At 72.7% G+C, this 18,385-nt stretch carries 14 protein-coding genes; 6 read left to right on the top strand and 8 right to left on the bottom strand.

The genetic code is table 11. The annotated features are described in order from the left end of the window. Positions 1-32: 32 nt before the first annotated feature. Positions 33-1,232, bottom strand: a complete 1,200-nt coding sequence (locus F4559_RS12865; protein ID WP_184668678.1) for a cysteine desulfurase-like protein — start codon at positions 1,230-1,232, stop codon at positions 33-35. A 202-nt stretch (positions 1,233-1,434) separates the two neighbouring features. On the opposite strand from F4559_RS12865, the gene F4559_RS12860 reads away from it, so the two are divergent. Together F4559_RS12860 and F4559_RS12855 are read left to right on the top strand one after the other, a co-directional pair. Next, complete coding sequence (locus tag F4559_RS12860; RefSeq protein ID WP_184668677.1) at positions 1,435-1,776, top strand: histone-like nucleoid-structuring protein Lsr2; 342 nt, start codon at positions 1,435-1,437, stop codon at positions 1,774-1,776. A gap of 211 nt (positions 1,777-1,987) precedes the next feature. Beyond that, on the top strand, positions 1,988-2,218 hold the full coding sequence (locus F4559_RS12855; RefSeq protein ID WP_184668676.1) for a hypothetical protein: 231 nt from the start codon (positions 1,988-1,990) through the stop codon (positions 2,216-2,218). 215 nt (positions 2,219-2,433) lie between these two features. Here F4559_RS12855 and F4559_RS12850 read toward each other — a convergent pair whose 3' ends face one another. Further along, positions 2,434-3,003 (bottom strand): hypothetical protein, encoded by a 570-nt coding sequence (locus F4559_RS12850; RefSeq protein WP_184668675.1) that lies wholly within the window; start codon positions 3,001-3,003, stop codon positions 2,434-2,436. Between the two features lie 66 nt (positions 3,004-3,069). Continuing rightward, positions 3,070-5,421 (bottom strand): immune inhibitor A domain-containing protein, encoded by a 2,352-nt coding sequence (locus F4559_RS12845; protein ID WP_184668674.1) that lies wholly within the window; start codon positions 5,419-5,421, stop codon positions 3,070-3,072. Positions 5,422-5,777: 356 nt separating this feature from the next. Here F4559_RS12845 and F4559_RS12840 point away from each other — a divergent pair, with 356 nt between their 5' ends. The 4 genes from F4559_RS12840 (at position 5,778) to F4559_RS12825 (ending at position 12,757) form a co-directional block, all read left to right on the top strand. Next, complete coding sequence (locus F4559_RS12840; RefSeq protein ID WP_184668673.1) at positions 5,778-6,977, top strand: OmpA family protein; 1,200 nt, start codon at positions 5,778-5,780, stop codon at positions 6,975-6,977. Between the two features lie 13 nt (positions 6,978-6,990). Beyond that, entirely contained in the window at positions 6,991-8,550 is a 1,560-nt protein-coding gene (locus F4559_RS12835; protein ID WP_184668672.1) for a hypothetical protein, read from the top strand. Positions 8,551-8,696: 146 nt separating this feature from the next. Continuing rightward, positions 8,697-9,386 (top strand): hypothetical protein, encoded by a 690-nt coding sequence (locus F4559_RS12830; RefSeq protein ID WP_184668670.1) that lies wholly within the window; start codon positions 8,697-8,699, stop codon positions 9,384-9,386. A gap of 92 nt (positions 9,387-9,478) precedes the next feature. Beyond that, entirely contained in the window at positions 9,479-12,757 is a 3,279-nt protein-coding gene (locus F4559_RS12825) for a TIR domain-containing protein (RefSeq protein ID WP_184668669.1), read from the top strand. Between the two features lie 153 nt (positions 12,758-12,910). Here the strand turns inward: F4559_RS12825 and F4559_RS12820 are convergent, their stop codons facing one another. The 5 genes from F4559_RS12820 to F4559_RS12800 are packed head-to-tail and all read right to left on the bottom strand — an operon-like array spanning position 12,911 to position 18,267. Continuing rightward, a complete protein-coding gene (locus F4559_RS12820) occupies positions 12,911-13,837 on the bottom strand; it encodes a hypothetical protein (protein ID WP_312865617.1) in 927 nt (308 codons plus the stop codon). A 20-nt stretch (positions 13,838-13,857) separates the two neighbouring features. Further along, positions 13,858-14,457 (bottom strand): hypothetical protein, encoded by a 600-nt coding sequence (locus F4559_RS12815; RefSeq protein WP_184668668.1) that lies wholly within the window; start codon positions 14,455-14,457, stop codon positions 13,858-13,860. After that, positions 14,454-16,064 carry a VWA domain-containing protein gene (locus F4559_RS12810; RefSeq protein ID WP_184668667.1) on the bottom strand — a complete coding sequence of 537 codons (1,611 nt, stop codon included), beginning with the start codon at positions 16,062-16,064 and terminating at the stop codon, positions 14,454-14,456. Before F4559_RS12810 ends, F4559_RS12815 begins: the two co-directional genes overlap by 4 nt. Then, positions 16,061-17,191, bottom strand: a complete 1,131-nt coding sequence (locus tag F4559_RS12805; RefSeq protein WP_184668666.1) for a toxic anion resistance protein — start codon at positions 17,189-17,191, stop codon at positions 16,061-16,063. Before F4559_RS12805 ends, F4559_RS12810 begins: the two co-directional genes overlap by 4 nt. Then, positions 17,191-18,267 carry a hypothetical protein gene (locus F4559_RS12800; RefSeq protein ID WP_184668665.1) on the bottom strand — a complete coding sequence of 359 codons (1,077 nt, stop codon included), beginning with the start codon at positions 18,265-18,267 and terminating at the stop codon, positions 17,191-17,193. The genes F4559_RS12805 and F4559_RS12800 overlap by 1 nt, the downstream gene beginning before the upstream one ends. Positions 18,268-18,385 lie beyond the last annotated feature (118 nt).

The raw sequence follows: 18,385 nt of genomic DNA, 5'->3' as shown, positions 1-18,385 counted from the left end.
CTATCCACTGTGGACGGACGGGCCGGTGCCGGTCACCCGCGCACGAACGCCGCCAACCCCGCCAGCAGGCGGTCGACGTCGTCGTCGTCCGAGTACGGCGCGAGCCCCGCGCGCAGGCCGCCGGAGTCGCCCAGGCCCAGGTGACGGGACGTCTCCAGCGCGTAGAAGGACCCCGCCGGCGCGTTCACTCCGCGCGCGGCCAGGAACCGGTACGCCGCCGCCGGATCGTGGTCGGCGAACGTCAGCAGCAGCGTGGGGGTGCGGGACACCGCACGGGACCGCACGTTCACCTCGGGCAGCCCGGCCAGCCCCGCCTCGACCTTCGCCCGCAACCGGCCCTCGTGCGCCTCGATCGCGGTGAACGCCCGCACCAGGCGGGACCGCCGGTCGTCCCCCTCCCCCAGCCCCGCCAGGAAGTCCACGGTCGCCGTGCAGCCCGCGAGCAGTTCGTAAGGCAGCGTCCCGAGTTCGAACCGCTCGGGCACGGCGTCGGTGGACGGCAGCAGCTTGTCCGGCCGCAACCCTTCGAGCAGCTCCGGCCGCGCCGCGAGCACCCCGCAGTGCGGGCCGAGGAACTTGTACGGCGAGCACGCGTAGAAGTCCGCGCCGAACGCCTCGACGTCCACCGACACGTGCGCGGCCTGGTGGACACCGTCGACGAAGAACAGCGCGCCCGCGTCGTGCACGACGCGGGCGATGTCCGCGAGCGGCGGCCGGGTGCCGATCAGGTTGGCCGCACCCGTGACCGCGACCAGCCGGGTGCGGTCGGACAGCACGGCCACGACGTGGTCGACGGTCAACTCGCCCGTGTCCGGGTCGAAATCGGCGAACCGCGCGGTGGCGCCGACCGACTCGGCGGCGAGCACCCACGGCCGCACGTTCGCGTCGTGGTCGAGGCGCGTCACCACGACCTCGTCGCCGGGACGCCACGTCCGGGACAGCGTGCGGGCGAAGTCGAACGCCAACTGCGTCATGCTGCGGCCGAACACGACCCCGCGCGGGTCGACGCCGAGCAGGTCGCCCAGCGCGGCGCGGGCGTCGGCCACGACGCGTTCCGCGGCGGCCTCGGCGGCGGTCACCCGACCCCGGTTGGTGATCGAGGACGTGAGGGCGGCGCGGATCGCGTCCGCGACCGCGTCGGGCACCTGCGAACCGCCCGGACCGTCGAAATGCGCCACGCCCGAGGCGAGCGAGGGAATCCGGGCACGCAGCGCGGCCACGTCGTAGGTCATGGGGCTCCACTCCGGGTCGACGTACGGCATTCCGTCCGGGCACCGAGGGTAAACACGGCCGGGCATTTCGAAAAAGGCCCGTTCGAGTACACCGGGGTTCGGTTCGGTAGGTATAGTGCGCGGCAATGCGGAGCCGGTCGCCCGTTGAAGTGCGCAGCGGCACTCCACACCCTGTTGGCGCGACGGATTGGATTCACCCGAGATGGCCCAGAAGACCATCGTCGAACTGATCGACGACTTGGACGGAACCACGGCGGACGAGAGCGTGACGTTCGGCCTGGACGGCGTCGAGTACGCCATCGACCTCTCGTCGGACAACGCCACCCGGCTGCGCGACTCGCTCGCGCCGTTCGTGGCGGGCGCTCGTCGTGCCGGTGGTCGCAAGCAGCGCGCGACCTCCCGCACCGCGGTGAAGGCGGGCGGCGACCGCGAGCAGAACCAGGCGATCAGGGAATGGGCCCGCCAGGAGGGCCACGAGGTCTCCGAGCGGGGCCGCATCCCCCAGAGCCTGCTGCTGAAGTTCCAGGAGGCACACGGCTCCTGACCTCCGGTCGCACCGGCACCGCCGCCCGCCCGCGCGGCGGTGCCGTTCGTTCCGGGGCAATTATCCCGCTTTATTTCACGGGTCGCCCCGGGCCGTTTGTAACTCGGACGCCCCCTGCGCCGATGGCTCAGTCAGCATCGGTTGGAGGTGGACGTTGGGAACGCAAGGTGGAGTTCGGCCCGCACGGCGCCGGCACACCCGCGAGTGGACCGTGATCGCGCTCATCGCGACGTTCCTGGCGCTGGCGGTCATTCAATTCGTGCTGGCACTGGCGGACGGCCTGTGGTGGCCCGTCGTGTTCGGCTTGCTGCTCGTCGTGGCGGCCAGCGCTCTGGTGCCGTCGGCACGCGCCCGGCACGAACCGTCGGCAAACGCACCGGACCCGCCGAATCACCTCGAACCGCGTGCGGACAATCACACCGCGGGACAGCGGGCGTCATAACCGCAATAGCACGCGGTGACCACCCGTCACGCAAACGCGCGAGTTATGCGTTCGGACACCGCGAGTCGTGCGCTCCGGCACCGGCCCGCGTCACCGTGCGCGCGAGTCCTCCACTCAGGCACCCCGAAACACGCGCTCAGGCTCCCTCAGCCGGGTGAACGTCCGCGCCGCGCCCCGACACCCCGACGCGGGGCGGGGTGTCGGGACAGGCCCGCTCAGCCGCCGACGAGGGCGGGGACGAGCTGTTCGAACGCGCCGAAGTGGGACGTCCTGATCCCGGCGTAGGTCTCCTCCGCGCCCGTACCCGAGGTGGACTTCGTCACGATGACGATGTCGACCGGCTCGGCCAGGTCCGGGAAGTTGATCAGCGTCTTGCCGCGGGTGTTCGCGACCCGGGCGTAGTGCCCGGCCACGGTCCGCTGCTCGTGGGCCGGGTACGCGGTGCGCAGCTCGTCGAAGAGCCGGCTGCCGTCCGCGCGCTTGTCGTCCTGCACGACGATCTCGATGTACTCGACGGACCCGGACGGGAACGTCCAGCGGCCGTACGCGCGTGCCTCGCCGCTGCCCTGCGCGGCGCACGTCGCCTGGTCGACGGGCGACCCGCCGATCTTCATCCACGAGGTCAGGTCCGCGAGCTTGAGCCGGTCGCACAGGCTCGCCCGCACCGGCCCCGCCGCCACCTCCGAGGAGGACGCGGTGGACGCCCGATCGTCCGACGGTTGGGCGCACGCGGTCAGTCCACACAAGAGGACGGCGGCGACGGCGGCACCGTGGGATCTCTGCATGTCCGTCTACATCGCCGCCGGGGCGCCGGACGTGACAGTGGATCGATCACGTCCGGCGCCGGCGCATCACTTGGTGCTGAAGAGCTTCACCTTCAGGGAGGTACCCGACTGCGACAACACGCGCAGTCCGACACCCACCGCCGGCAGCTTGACGCCGGTGAACTGGGTCTCCGCGTACCAGTGCTTCTTGGTGTCGTCGAAGACCGGCTTGGCCGCCTGGCCGCGCACGTAGGACTTCTTCCCGTTGACGGTCAGCGTGAAGGAGTCCGACTTCTGGAGGCCGAACGGCGCGTCGTAGCCCGCGACCGTGGCGGGCCACGCCTGGCCCTCCAGGTTGTAGATCGGCGCCGGGTTGGCGTCGATCGGCAGGATCAGCCCCTCACCGGGGTGCTCGCTGGTGTTGTTGTCCAGGTACGCGGTGTCCCACAGCGACACGAGCAGGCCGTCCTGGTAGGGGAAGTGCTCCACCCACTTGGGCTTGTCCGGGAAGCTGTACCGGTACGGACCGGTCCGGTTGTACTTGCCGTACGACTCGTACGTGCGGTTGGACGCCACGTAGAACTGGTCGAACTTCTTGGTCTCCGTGCCGGCCGTCGTGCGGAAGCCCTTGAGCGTCCACGCGCCGGTGCCGGCCTCGCCGCCGTCGACGAACAACGGTGCGCCGTCGGCGGTGACCGTGATGTCGTCGGCGAAGAAGCCCTGCAACGCCAGGCCGCCGTCGGTGCGGTACGCGAACCGGAGCTTGAAGTTCTTGCCCGCGTAGGCGTCGAGCGGCACCCGGAAGTCGACCCACCCGCCGTTGGAGGAGCCGCTGACCGCCGGCGCGTCGCCCGAGTCGCGGACGAACGGCTTGCCGCCGACCGTGCCGTCGAGCTGGGTCCAGCTGCCGTCGGCGTTCTGCGCCTCGACGTAGAGGTAGTCGAAGTCCTCTTCGATGTCGTAGCGCGCCTTGAGCGTCAACGCCGCGCTCGTCTTGCCGGTCAGGTCCACGGACCGGGTCAGCGAGTGGTCGAGGTCGTTGCCCTTGTCACTCCACCACATCCGGGAGCCGGCGAACGGCGCCCCGTAGTCGAACGTCTTCTCCACGTCGGGCAGCACGACCACGAGGCCCTGGGCCTTGTCCGTGTTGTACTCGTGCGGTCCGAGGTCGAAGGTGCGCTCCTGGCCCGCGACCGCCACCTCGTAGTCCAGCCAGCCGAGCTGGAGCTTGTCCCACGCGGACAGCTCGTTGGCCCGGGTGCCCGGCGCCTCGTTCGGCTCGCCGACGCGGGTCTGGCCCATCAGCGACCACCAGTTGACGCCGTTGGTCGCGCCACCGGACGTGTCGTAGTGGTCGGGCAGACCGAGGTCGTGCGCGTATTCGTGGGCGAACACGCTCACGCCGCCGTTCTCCGGCTGCATGGTGTAGTCGCCGACCCACAGACCGGTGTCGCCGATCGGTGCGCCGCCGAGCTTGTTGGTGCCCGGACCGGTGTTGTAGTTCTTGAACGCGTAGCCGCGGTGGCTCCAGATCGCGTCCTCGCCCTGCCACGGGTCGCGGTCGGCCTGGTCGCCGCCGGCGTGGACGATCTGGAAGTGGTCGACGTAGCCGTCGGGCTCGTTGAACTCGCCGTCGCCGTCGTAGTCGTAGCGGTCCCACTGGTCGAACTCGGCCAGCGACGCCTTGATCTGCTCCGGGGTCTTGCCGGCGGCCTTCTGGTCGGTCACCCACTGCGCGACCGCGTCACGGACGAGGTCGTACGCGTTGTTGCAGGTGTTGCCGGCGCACGGATAGCCGTTGGAACGGCCGTACCGGGCCTCGTTGTAGCGGACCTTGACCCAGTCGGTCACGGTGCCGGACACGCTGTAGCGGCCCGACGACTGCTTGTCGAAGTAGTTCGCCACCGAGTTCGCGTCCGGCTGGGTGGAGAAGTACAGGTCCTGGAAGTACTGGCGGCTGAAGTCCGGGTTCCAGATCGTGGTGTTGTCCACGGCGCGGTTGGGCTGCGGGATCTGGTTGTGCTTCGGGCCGTCGAAGCGGACGGGTCCGGGCGTGCCGGGCGCGGTGTCCTGGTCCGGGTACTGCGGGTGCCGCTCGTCGCCGAACTCGGCGAGCACGACGAAGATCTTGTCGACCTTCTCGCGCTCGAGTTCGACGTACTGGCCGACCTTGGCCTTGGCGCCCTTCTTCTGCTTGCTGCCGAGCTTGACGACCGTGCTCGCGCCGCGCTTCTCCTTGGTGGCCTCGCCGGTCAGGACCTTGGCGAGGGCCTCCTGGCGCAGGGCACGCCGGTTGGCCTCCAACGGGTTGGGCAGGTCGTCCACCTGGGCCGTCGGCTGCTCGGTCGACGGCTGCGGCGCGGCCACGGCGGTGGTCGGCACGACAGCGGTCGTGGTCACCAGCGCGACGGTGGCCGCGCTGATCAACAGTCTTCGCACACTTCCCCCTCACTTACGGGTGGCTGGCATCCGCCGCGTGACGTTACGTAGTTGATCGGGTACGCCGACACAGCCGGAAGTCGGGTCTGTCCGCCGACTTCGCCGCGCGTGCGGCGGCGGCCCGGTCGCGACCGCGGACCCGCAAATATGACGAAAACTCTCCGAACACATCGGGCGCCGATTCGTCGACCACCGGGCTAACACAGGGGCAGGGGTCCTCGATAACGGTTCCGACAGTCGGGGAACGCCCAGCGGAAATGGACTGGACATGCAGACGCACATTTGCCAGGAGTGGTCGGACTGAGATTCGCGCACGGTGGTGTCACACATCGCGGGCACGGTGGCGTATCGGAAGTATGAGCAACCGGTATGGCCAGGTCAGAGGGAGAGCGAAGCCGCGCGGGAGCCGGGCCGACCGACCCGATCGCACCGGCCTGATCGTCAAGGGCGCGGTCGCCGTCGTCGTCCTGCTGGTGGCGTTGGGAATCGTCCTCGGAGTGGAGAAGGAGCCACCGGAGTCGCACGTCGTGTGGCTCGCGGAGAAGTCGACCCGCGCACCCGGCGGCATACCCGACAAGATCCGCGAACGGGTCCGCGAACTCGGCGCGAAAGGCGGCGGCGAACTCGTCGCCTACGCGATCGGGGAACGCGCCGAGCGGGCCGGCGAGATGCCGTTGGCCGTGATGCACGACGGCGATCCCGAGCCCGACGACGCGCGGCGGACCAAGGTCCTCGACACCCGCCTCGACGACCTGGCCACCCGGATGGCCGACGTCGCGGTCAGCCGGTCGGGATTCTCCCTGTACGCGGCGTTGCGAACGGCGGCGGACGCGGCGGCCGAACGGGACGGGCGGGTCGAGGTCTGGTTCTCCACGACCCTGTTCACCGGCTCCGTGCCGCCGCTCGCGGTCGGCACGCTGACGGCGGCCGACCCCGGCGCCGCGGCGGACCAGCTCGTCGGCGCCGAGCTGTCCGGCCTCGACCTGGGCCGGGTCGACCTGCACCCGGTGCTGCTCGACCCGATCGGACCGGACCAGCAGCCGCTCGGCCCGGTCGAGGAGTCCTGGCGCACCGCGTTCGTCGAACAGCTCGGCACGGGCCTGCGCGCCACGGTCGCCGACCCGCTGCACGACAGCACGTCCGACCCGGCGTGGTCGAAGGCGTCCCAGGTGTCGGCCGTGCCGCTGTTCGCGCCACCGCCGACCAAGCCCGCCCAGCCCGGCCGCGTGGACAACCTCGCCTTCCACCCGGACAGCCCGGACCTGCTCGACGCGGGCGTGACGAAGGCGCAGCTCGGCTCGATCGTGGAGAAGATCGCCACCGGCTCGTACGACATCCGGATCACCGGGTACTGCGCCCGGTTCGGCGACCCGGCCGGCGCGCGCGACCTGTCCAAGCGGCGGGCCGACGTGATCGCCGGGCTGCTCGCCGACTCCGGTGTGGCCCGGGCCTCGATCACCACCGACGGTGCCGGGTTCGACCGGCGCGGCGACGCCTCGGCGCCGCCCGACTCCCCGGCGCAGCGCGTCGTCGTCATCGACCTCCTCCCCCGCTAGAAAGGCGCGAGCAATGACGAAGAAGTCCCGGCACGGCGGCACCGAGGCACCGCCGCGTCCCGAGTCCCTGCTGCCGGTCGGCACCGTCTACGACGGCGAGCTGCCCGACCGGCTGCGCCGGGCGTACGGCACGACCGACATCGGCGTCTGGTCGGTCGCCTTCGACGCCTACAACAACGTCGTGGACATCGGCACCGGCAAGCCGTGGGCCGACGGCGACGTCGACGACCTCGCGATCGGCGCGCTGGAGCAGACCGCCGCCCAGTGCCAGAAGTGGGCCGCCGACCGGACCGAGGACCAGGACCGGGAGGCGCTGCGCACCTACGAGGAGGCCGCGGCCTCGGCCGCCGGCGCGCTCGACTGGATCGAGCACACCGACACCGTGCTCGACGAGGTGGTCGACGGCACGGAGGGCGCGACCACGGCCCGTCGGCTCATCTCCGACCACGAACGCGACCAGGTGCTGGCCACGCAGCGCGAGGCCGACGGCGACACCCGGCACCGCAAGCACCGCATCGAGCACGTGTGGGTCGTGATCGCGGCGTTCGTGCTGGCCCTGCTGGACGTGTTCCTGCTGTGGAAACCCCTGTTGGGACTGGGGTTCCAGGGGTCGAGCGACATGCTGCTCAAGTGGGTGATCGGCACCGCGTTCGCGGTCGGGCAGGCGTTGTTCATCGAACGGGCGCTGCACGTCTACACGCAGGCCGAACGCGACGACGTGGACCGGCGCGACGCGGTCCGCGACTACAACCGCGAACTGCGCCGGGGCGCGCTCAACCCGCAGGACCCCGGTCTGGACGGCGTGGCCGAGGCGGACCGCAAGCTGCGCACCGCGTGCCGGTGGCTGCTCGCCGCCGCGCTGTGCACGGCCGTCGTGGCGGCGGTGCGGGTCGCGCTGCTCGCGGGGGCGACCGGACTGCCCGCGGTGGAGGGTGCCGTCTTCGCCTCCGTCGTCGGCCTGGTGCTGGGCGGTCTCGTGGTCCTGCTGGGCATGGCGGGCGCCCGGGGCAACCTGCTGGGCGACCGGCTGCGCTGGGGCCGGTCGGTCGTCGCCGAGGTGGACGGGCGCGTGCAGGAGGGCCGGGACAAGGTCGCCGAGCGGCGCGAGGAGGCCCGTCGGCACCTGCTGCGGGCGGACCTGATCGCGGCCGAGGCCACCGGCCGCCGGCACGACATCATCGCCGGGTACCACCAGGCGATGCTGCTCGCGTGCTCGTGGTCGGGCGCGGACCGGAAAGTGCTGCGACGCCTGGAGATCGAGCCCCGCTCGCTTCCGGTCGCCGACCACTCGAAGACGTTGTGCCGCACGGTCAACGGCAAGCTGGAGGCGGTCGACGCGTGGCTGGCCAACCGGCCGTCGCCGCTGCCCATGGCGCACAGCCAGGCGCCGCTCGCGTTGCCGTCGGGCAAGTTCCGGCTGCCCGCCGTGCGACCGGGTGCCGGGGTGGTGCGCTACGGCGCCCAGCACGAACTGCCCGAGGAGCCGGGCATCTCGCCGTGGCTGCTCGCGGGGTCGGCGCTCGTCGTGGTCGTGGCGGCGGTGGTCGCGGCGTACTTCGCGCCGATGATCTAGTCCGCGGGTCGGTCCCGGCGTGGGTGCCGGCCGGGACTGTCCACTTACTGTCCCTCTTTCGGTCTGCTGTTCCCCCTGCGCGGCAAGGCATTCTCGCTACGCGGCCCGGCTGTCACAAGTGCGCGGCCGTGCCGCGTAGGAGGAACATGGACCCCACCGGCCGCCACCCGCAGAACCGGCGCACGCCGGCCGAGATCCGCCGTGAGCACGAGCGGCGGCGCGGCGCCGGGCACACCGTGGTCGACCGGATCCTGGGCCGGTACCACGACGAGTTCCGGCGGCGGGTGGCCGTGCACGCCCGCCGGTACGGGATCGACCCGGCCGAGGTGTACCAGTCGGCGTGCGAGCGGCTGTTGCGCCAGTCCACCGTCGACCCCGACCACGAGGGCTTATTGGGCTGGGTGGACAACTGCATCCGGTACGCCGCGCTCGACCTGCTCAAAGCCGCGCGGCGGGTACCCGAGCCGCGCGCCGAGCTGCCCGACGTGCCCGACGAGCGCTGGCACGTCGCCGAACCGGGCGACCGCGAGTGGGTCGCGGACCTGCTGCGCTCGGCGGACGTGACCGACCACCAGTTCCGACTGCTCCTGCTGCTCGCCGAGGACCCGGCGACGGCCGCGCGCGAACTCGCCGCCGCGCTCGGCGTCAAGGAGCCATACGCCCGCAAGGTCAAGGAACGGGCCATGCGCAAGTTGCGCACCCATATCGGCCTGGGCTCGCGCGAACTGAACGCCTACCTGGCCTGGCACCAGGGCCGGCCGTGCACCGACGAGGACGCGCTGGAGAAAGCGCGCTGGAAGGTGGCCCGGTTCCTCGACGGACCACCGCCGGATTGACCACTTTTTGTCAAGTTTTCGGGTCACATTCGACCACCCCCGGCACGTATCCGGAAAGTGGACAACCAGGTCCGAGGGCAAGAGGGGGCGAGATGACCACCGCGGGCAACACGGATCCGGTCGACCGGGTGCCGGCGCGCATCGCGTGGACCGCGTCGCCGTCGATCACCCTCACCTACCTCGCCGACGACGACGCGCTGCTGGTCGACGTGCTGCCCGGCACGTCCCGGGCCGAGGTCGACCGGCACGGCGGGCTGAGCATCGGACTCGACGGCGGCGACCCGCTCGCCCTGCCCGTGTGCGTGTGCCTGGTCGGGTTCGCGTCGACCCGGGGGCCGGCCGCCCGACTGGCCCGCGAGTACCTCGGCGAGGAGATCTGGCGCCACGCGACCGGGCTGCCGACCGACGCCGACAGCGACACGTGGTTCGTCCTGACCGAGTCGGCCAAGACCGACGCGCTGGCGCGCTGGGCTGCGTTCGCCCACCGCGAGTTCGGCGACGTCGCGGGCCTGCGCACCCTCGCGCTGCCCGCCGCCGGCAAGGTCCGTGACGTCTTCATCAGTCATGCGCAGGAGGACCGCGCCGTGATGACCGCGTTCGCCGAGCAGCTGGCCGAAGCCGGGCTCGACGTGTTCATGGACGACACCTCGCGGCCACGTCCGGACGCGTTGGCGTCGGCCAAGGTCTTCCTCGCCTACTCCTCGGCCACCCATCCCCGGCTGCCCGCCGGCCTGTGGTCGTTGCTCGCGGCGCATCGGGCCGCCGGCGCCCACGGGCACCGGGTCCTCACGGTCGACCCCGACACGGCACCGCGCGGCGAGGTGGACCTCCTCCATCGGGTGCGCGAGAGCGTGGCGCTGGTCGACGCGCCGTTCGGGCCGACCGGGGACGACGTCGGCGCGGACGGGTTCGTCGGTCGACTCGCCGAGCTGGTCCGTGTGCACGAGGCGTTGCGGGACGACGGTTCGGTGGTGCTGGTGCGCGGTGCCGACGGCATCGGCAAGACCAGCCTGGTGGAGCGGTACGCGGCGTTGTTCCGGGCGGTGTTCCCGGGCGGTGTGCACTGGACCGGGCCGCTGGGCGCGGGCCGCGACGACGCCGAGACCCTGGCCCGCTACCACGCCGAGGTGCGGCGGGTGGCGGTGGCGTTGCGCATCGCGGTGGAGGGCGTGGAGCGGCGACGCCTGCGCCGGCTGGTGGCCGACCACTTCGACGCCCTGGGCAGGCGCGTGCTGTGGGTGGTCGACGACGTGCCGCCCGACCTGGCCCCCGAGACCCTCGACCAGCTCGTCATCCCGTCCCGCCACGTCTGCACGGTGCTGACCGGTCGCGGCGTGCCCGGCCGGTGGACGTGGTCGACGGTCGACCTGGATCCGCTGTCCACAGTGGACGCCGAACTGCTGGCCGTGCACGCCCTGCCGTTACCCAGGGCGGCCTTGGACCGGTCCCGCCACACCGCACGGTCCCGGCACGCGGCGATCGGGACCGACACCGGCTCGCACGACACGGGTCCGGCGGGCCACGCCACCGGGAATCCGATGTCGGCGTCCACCGTCCACCGGGCGGTGCCCGTCCGTCCCCGGACCACGACGACGCCGCGCCGGAAGCCTTTCGCCGGACCCACGCCGCACCACCCACGCTTCACACCGGCACCGACGGTGTTCGACCTGGCCGGCGGACACGCGTTGGCGTTGACCGTCGCGGCGGCGGCGGTGCGGGTCGACCCGGACGCGGCGGCGGTCGCACCGGCCGGGGATCCGCGGTCGTTGGTCGACTTCCTGGTGGCCCACGTCCTCGCGCGGGTCGGCGACGGTGCGCGGACCGTGCTGCGGCTGGCCGCGCTGCTCGACGCGGCGCCGCTGCCGGAGCCGCTGATCGTGGCCGTCGTCGACGTGGTCGCGCCCGGCACCGACGTGCCCGACGCGTTGGACGGGCTGGCCGTGTTGCGGCTGGCCCGGCAGTCCGACGGCGGCTGGTGCGTGCACCCCATGGTCGGCGCGGCCGTGGTGCGCGTCGACTCGCCCGCCGACCTCGCCGCCGTGGCCCGGGCCGCCGCCGCCGTGCTGTCACGCCTGCTCACGACACCCGACGTCGTCGAACTCTGGTACCACGCGCGGGCGCTGGCCGCCGTCGACCTCGTGCCCGACACCGGGCGGGCCGGACTGCTGCGGCTGGTGTCCCGGTGGCATGAGCGGATCGGCGAACCGGGTGTCGCCGCGGCGATGCTGGACGACGCGTCGGCCGTGGTGCCGCACGATCCGCGCGACCTGGTCGACGCGGCCCGGGTCAAGATCGCGGCCGGTGCGTTCGAGGCGGCCGGTGCGGACGCGCGTCGGGCCGTCGCACTGGCCGTCGACGACCGGACCCGGTACGTGGCCCGCGCCCTGGCCGCGCGTGCGCTCGACCACCTCGGCCACCACCCCGACGCGGAGCCGTCCGCGCCCGGCGGACCGCCGACCTGTCTGTCCACTGTGGATTCTTTCCTGGCCGCGCTCGCCGCGGCGGTGAGCCGCCGGCTGCGGGGTCGGCCGGTCGAGGGCATCGCCCTGCTCGCGCCGGTGCTGGAACGCGCGCCGGGGGAACCGGCCTGGCGCGACCGCCGGGCCGAACTGCGCCTCGAACTCGCCCGACTGCACCTGCAGGCCGGGCAGCCCGCGACCGCGCACCGGCTGACGGAGGAGGTCCTCGCCGACCACGCCGCGGCCGGACTCGACCTGCACGACCGCTGCCTGGAGGCCAAGGGCCTGCGGGCCGAGGCCACGCTCGCCCTCGACCTGGCCGACGTCGACCCGCGCCCCGACCATTGGGAGCACCGGCTGGACGAACTGCACGCCCGCTACCGGCGGACGCTGGGCGAGGAGGACCCGCTCACGCTCACCGCCGCCGTGCACCGGGACCGCGCCCTGGTGACGCTGGGCAAGCCGGGCCAGGCGCTGGACACCCTGATCCGGACCGAGGAACTGGTGGCCCGCCACCTCGGCGAGGACCACGCGTTGCGCTACCGCACCAGGCTGGTGATCGGGCTGGCCTGCGGACGACTGCGCCAGTTCCCCCGCCAGCGCGCCATCCTCGACGGCCTGTTGCGCCGCCAGGTCGCCGCGCTCGGCGCCGCGCACCCGGACACGCTGGAGGCCAAGGTCGACCTGGGCATCGCCCTGGCGCACACCGGCGACCCGACCCGGGCGCGGGCGCTGGTCGACGACGCCCTGTCGCACCTGCGGGACGTGCTCGACCTGGCCACGGACCGGCGGGCCTCGTTCGGGCAGATGCTCCTCCAGCTCTTCCCCAAGCGGGTCGCGCTGTTCGACCAGGTGCTGGACCGGCACCGGGGCGAGACCGGGTGGGGTCACGACTCACGGCACGCGCCGTAGCCGCACCCTCCGCGCGGTGTCAGGACACGGAGAAGGGTGTCCGCGTCCGGTCGGGTGCGGACGATCCGACCGGACGCCGGGTCGGGCTCGACGGTCGCCCTGGCGGAGCGTCCGCACCGCCGTCGCGTGGACTCCTCCGGGCATCCGTTCCCGTCACGGCTCCCAGCGCACGCCGTAGGCCAGGCCCGGCGTCAGGTCGTGGAAGCGTTGGCGCAGCTCGCCGATCGCGTCCACGGCCACCTCGTCGCCGTCGACCGCGCGGTCCCCCGCGTCGTTCTGGAACACGCCCGCCAGCCGCACCACCCGCCGGGGCCGCGCGGCGAACCGGACCCGGAGGTCGAACTCGGCACAGGGGTGGCGCGGTACGCACGCGTAGTACGGCCGCATGTCGCGCACGCGCATCCGCAACCCGAACTCATGCCGCGTGCCCCGCGTCAGCGGTTCGGGCAGCACCAGCCGGAACCCGTAGCGGTCGGTCGCTTCCTTGTGCACTCGGGCCAGGGTGCCGCCGTACAGCACGGAGATCTCCGGACCACCGGACGCGGGCGCGGTCAACGCCAGGTCGACGCCGCGCACGTCGTCCCGGTTGGCCACGACCGTCCGGAACTCCAGCGCCTCGGGCACGTCCGAGTCCAGCGTCAGCACGACGGTCAACGCGGCGGTGTGCCACTCGGTCAGCGGCTCGAAGCGGGCCGCCGTGCCGCCGTTGTGCCGGGCGATCGCGAGTTCGGCCAGGCGCACGATGCCCTCGTCGATGCGGCGGCGCGCGGTGCGCTGGTCGCGGTCCAGGCGCCGGGCCGTCCACGCCACCCGCTCCTGGTACAGGGGCAGGCGGACGTCGTCGTCCAACGCGAACGCCGCCGAGACCGCGATCCGCAGGTCGTCGGGCAGGCCCACGGCCAGGTCGCGCAACACGCCGGCGACCTCGTCGCGCAGCTTCGCGGTCCCGGCGCCGGCGTCGAGGGCGAGCACCTCTCGCAGTCCTTCGCCGACGCGCCGGTCGATCGGACTGCTGTGCACGCCACGCCCTTTGCGCAGCGCCTTCAGCTCGTCAACGAGTCGCGGGACGTCGACGTACACACGCCGCAGTCTAGCGAAGGTCACCCGTCGTACCCGTCCCGATCCCGCAGGTAACGCGTATGGTCGGACTGGCGGTCGCGATCGGCGGCGAACAGCCGCTCGGCGACGTCGTGCGCCTGCGCGTCGAGCAGCGCGAGCTGGCCGACGAGTTCCTCGGCCGGACTCGGTTCGCCGTCGGCCCGCCGCTTGACCGCGAGCCACCACGGCAGGTTCAGGTAGGTCTGCACGGACAGCGGCAGGTCGGTGCCGGCGAGCCGGACCACGGTGTGCCGCAGGTCCGGGTCGGCCGCCAGCCGGTCGGCGCGGCCGAGCAGGTCGTCGAGCACGCCGGCCACCCGCCGGACACTGTCCATAGTGGACTCCGGCAGGCGCGACGCGTGCGCCTCCACCTGCCCGACCAGCTCGGCCAGCCCGGTGCGCACGCGCGACGCCTCGGTGGCCGCGTCCTCGCGCACCAGCCGGACCTTCTCCGGCGGGGCGAGCAGCGCGCCCACCGCGTACAGCGCCGCGACGACGACCGGCCACAGCGCGCCGACGACGCCGGTCAGGTGCAGGACCAGCCCGACCAGGCCGCCGACGCAGCCCACGAGGTTCTTCGTGGACCCCAGGTACCGGATCACTGGTAGCCGCGGATCTCTTGGAAGACCTTGCCGAGCCTGACCTCGCGGGCGTCGAACACCTTGCCGCCGGTCATCGCCGCGACCTCGCCGAGTTCGGCGCCGCTGCCCTCGCCGAACAGCACCGTGAACACGGGCACGCGCTTGAGCTGCGGCGTCAACGCGCCGAACGTGGCCTTGAAGTCGTCGAGGTCGGACCCGTTGGAGTTCTCGCCGTCGGTCATGAGCACGATCGACGTGAACCGGTCCGGGTCCTTGGCCAGTTGCGGCCCGAGCACCCGGTAGGCGGCGGCCAGGCTGTCGTAGATGGCCGTGCCCCCGCCCTCGCCCAGCCCCTCGGCGAACGACTTGATCCGAGCCAGCTCCGGACCGGGGTCCTTGTCCGGCACCGTGAAGGTGCTCGGCGACCCCGGTCCGGTGTTGAAGGGCAGCAACGTCACCTCCTCCCGGTTGCGGAACCGCCGGAACCGGCCGGTGATCGACCCGTCCGCACCGGTCAGGCCGACCAGTGCCGACCTGAGCCCGGCGATCCGGTCGCCGGCCATCGACCCGGACGTGTCCAGCACGTACAGGGTGCGCGACGGGCGGCGCAGCTCGTCGAAGTACGCCGTCAGCAGGGCGTCCACGGACTCGGCGGCCGTCGGGAACGGCAGCTCGACCAGGTCGCGCACGGCGAACCGGCCGTCCAGGTCGACACCGGGCACGGCCGGGCGCCTGGCCGTGGTCTCGACGATCCGCTTCTGCGCCGCCGGCGTCCGCAGGTACTCGCCGAGCCTGCGGTGCGACTCGCGGGCGTCGTCGCCGGCGGACGTGAGCAGCGTGAGCGGGTAGTCGGCGGACACCACGCCGTCGCTCGGGTAGATCACCCGCAGCGGCTCGGGCAGGGTGCCGGAATCGTTGAGCGACAACAGCACGGACTCGTAGTTGACCAGGCCGTCGACCTTGGCCTCGCCCTCGGCCGACCGGCGCGCGTACGCCTCGGACAGCCAGCCCGACGACCCGGCGGACAGGGCCTGCGCGCCGAAGAACGCCTTGAGTCCCGGCGTCGCGGCTTCGATCCCCGCCGCGTCCACGACCGTGCCCGTGCCGACCAGCGCGGACGCGACGGCCACCAGCGCGGAGAACCCGGAGTTCGACGCGGACGGGTCGGTCATGCCGTAGCGGAACCCGCCCCGGCCGGCGGTCTCGGCGATCTCCTTCCAGCCGGGCCGCCGGTCGGTCCAGCCGAGCCGCTTCGCGGTCGACTCGGCCAGGCCCAGTACGACCGGGGACCCGGCGATGCCGGTCGCGGTCCCCAAACGCTTCGCGGCCTCGGGCACGCCGGACAGATAGCGGTTGGACGAGAACCACACGGCGTCGTACTTCCCGTCGACCTCGCCCTTGGCCAACGCCTCGGCGCCTTCGAGCGTGCCGGTGAACGCGAACCGCACCTCCACGCCGGTCGCCTTCGCGGCCTCGTCGAGCACGGGCTGGAGGTCGGCCAGCTCGCTGCTCGCCAGCACGCGCAGGACGCCGGGCCGGGCGGGTCCGATCGGGTCCGCCTCGGGCCCGTCGGCGCACCCCGTGGCCGCCAGCAGCACGACCAGTGCCGCGGCGAGTGCCTTCCTCATCCATCCCCCTCGGTGCGGTGCGAGCGGCGCAGGTGGTCCTGCGCCCGGCGGACCTCGTCGGACAACGCGTCGACGGTGACCCCCATGGAGCGCACGGCCTCGGCGCGGAACCCGTCGACCGCGTCGATGGCCGCGTAGATCCGGTCGAACGACGTGCGCAGGGTGTCGACCGCGACCGCCGGGTCCCGGCTCGCCGCGCGGACCTCGGCCGCCTGGAGGCCCAGCAGGTCGGTGTTGGCCCGGATGAGCCCGTCGGTCGTGGCCTGGAGCGCGGCGACCTCGTCGAGCACGTCGCGCTGGTTCGCGAGCGCACCGCCGACCAGCAGGGCGATCCGCAACGCGGCCACGGTCGTGGTCACGGCGCGGTCCACGCCCCGGATCAGCTCGTCGTTGGTGCGCCGCACCAGGTCCAGGGCGAGGTAGCCCTGGGCCGTGACCGCGAGCTGGGTCAGCAGGTCCTGCCGGCGCTGCCGGATCGGGTACTGGGCGTCGGCGCGCAACGCGCGGGCACGGTCGGGATCGGCCAGGTCGAAGATCTCCGCCTGCCGGTCGACCGCCGCGTCCACGGCCGCCGCGAACGCGACCGCCTCGGACAGGCCGGTGAGCGTGCGCCAGAGTCGGACGCGTTCGCCCTTGATCACGGCGTTGTCGCGCCGGAGGCGGTCCTGGCGGGCACGCAGGTCGAGCACGAGCGCGTCCACCGGTGCGCCGGCGGCCCGGTAGCGGTCCAGGGCCTTCTTCGCGGCGTTGGCCGCCGGGAACATGCCGAGCAGCTTGCGCCCGGTGAGCGGGAGCCGGTCCGGGTCGAGTTCGGCGACCGTGCGGCGCAGGTCGGCCAGACTGGTGGTGACCGGTGCGTGCGGCGCGGTGCCGGTCTCGACCACCCGGTCCAGCATGACCGCCGCGACGCCCGCCGCCGCGCGCATGTCGGCCTCCCCGACCGTGAGCAGCTCGTCGACGGCGGCACCGAATTCCGGCGAGCGCACGTCGAGCGCGCCGAGCCGCTCGGCGAACTCCTCGGCACGACGGGTGGTGGCGGCCTCGTCGGCGATCGCGACCAGTCCGGCCGCGCGGTCGACCGGGACCGCCGCCACCGGCTCCGGCGGCGCGAGGGCGAAGTCGTCCATTACCGGGCGATCCGGTCGAGCAGGCGTTCCAGGGTGTCGAACGAGGGCGGTTCGACGACGTCGACCAGGTCGGCGGGCACCTTGTCGCCGACGACCTCGGCGAAGTGCCGGGGGTCCGCGGTGCGGAACCCGAACGTGGCGGCCAGGCGGCCGAGTTCCGGGTCGGTCGCGAGCAGCTTGCCGACCCGGTCCCCGTTGCCGGACAACGGGACCAGCGTGTGCTTCGAGTACACGGTCGGCGCGGGGTAGAGCAGGCGCATGTCCGGCCGGATCGACCCGTCGCCGCGCACGAGCCGGTCGACGTACTGCGACTCGTAGACCAGCACCAGGGGCGCCTTGCCCATCCCGGCCGCGAGGTAGTCCTCGAACGGGCCCTCGGTGCTGTTCTGCTTGTAACCCTGGTCCTGGAACAGCTTCCCGACGACGGGCGCGACCTTCTCCTCCTGGTCGGGCGTGCCGACGACGGCGTTGCCGTTGGCCACGAACGAGGCGATCGCCAGGTACATCGCGGCCGAGTTGGACTCGGCCGGGTCGGTGGTGGTCAGCAGGACGTTCTTGCGCGCGGGGAAGGCGGTGTTGCCCGGCAGCTGGTCCCAGCGCGTGCCCGTGATCTCCAGGTACTTGGCCACATCGACCACGCGGTAGTCCCCGGCGCCCTTGCGCACCACGCCGGCCGACTCCAGCAGTGCGGCGATCGGTTCGAACGTCGCGACCGCCATCGGCGACTGGAACGGGGTGTACACGGCGGTCACGTTCCGATCCCGCTGGATCTTCTGCGCCGCGGGCGACGACGAGGGGAACGCGAACTCGTACCGGCCGAGGTCGACCGTCGTCGCGATCTGCCGCGACCCGGCCGGGTCGACCTCCACCTTCAGACCGTTGCGGGCGAAGACCTCGACCACCCGCCGGTCCGCGAAGAAGGCGAGCTTCTCGGACCCGACGACACCGCGCACGGTCGTCGTGGCCGTGGCGTCGGACTCCCCGCCGCCGGGCCGCCCCCACACCACGACGGCGACGACGGCCAGCAGCAGGACCACCGCCAGACCGATGGACAACCGGCGCTTGACCACGTTCACCCCTCACGCTCCGCCGCGATCTTCCAGTCCTCGCGACACTTTTGACGCGCGAAGTGACCATGCGGAGAAGAACGCCGGGTGAACGCTTGGTGGACCGCCGGGCTGGGTCGTGGCGCCC

It is taken from the genome of Saccharothrix violaceirubra (genome assembly GCF_014203755.1).
GTDB classification, from domain to species: domain Bacteria; phylum Actinomycetota; class Actinomycetes; order Mycobacteriales; family Pseudonocardiaceae; genus Actinosynnema; species Actinosynnema violaceirubrum.
Note: the sequence above shows the minus strand (reverse complement) of the source record. Positions and strands in the feature narration are given on the sequence as shown.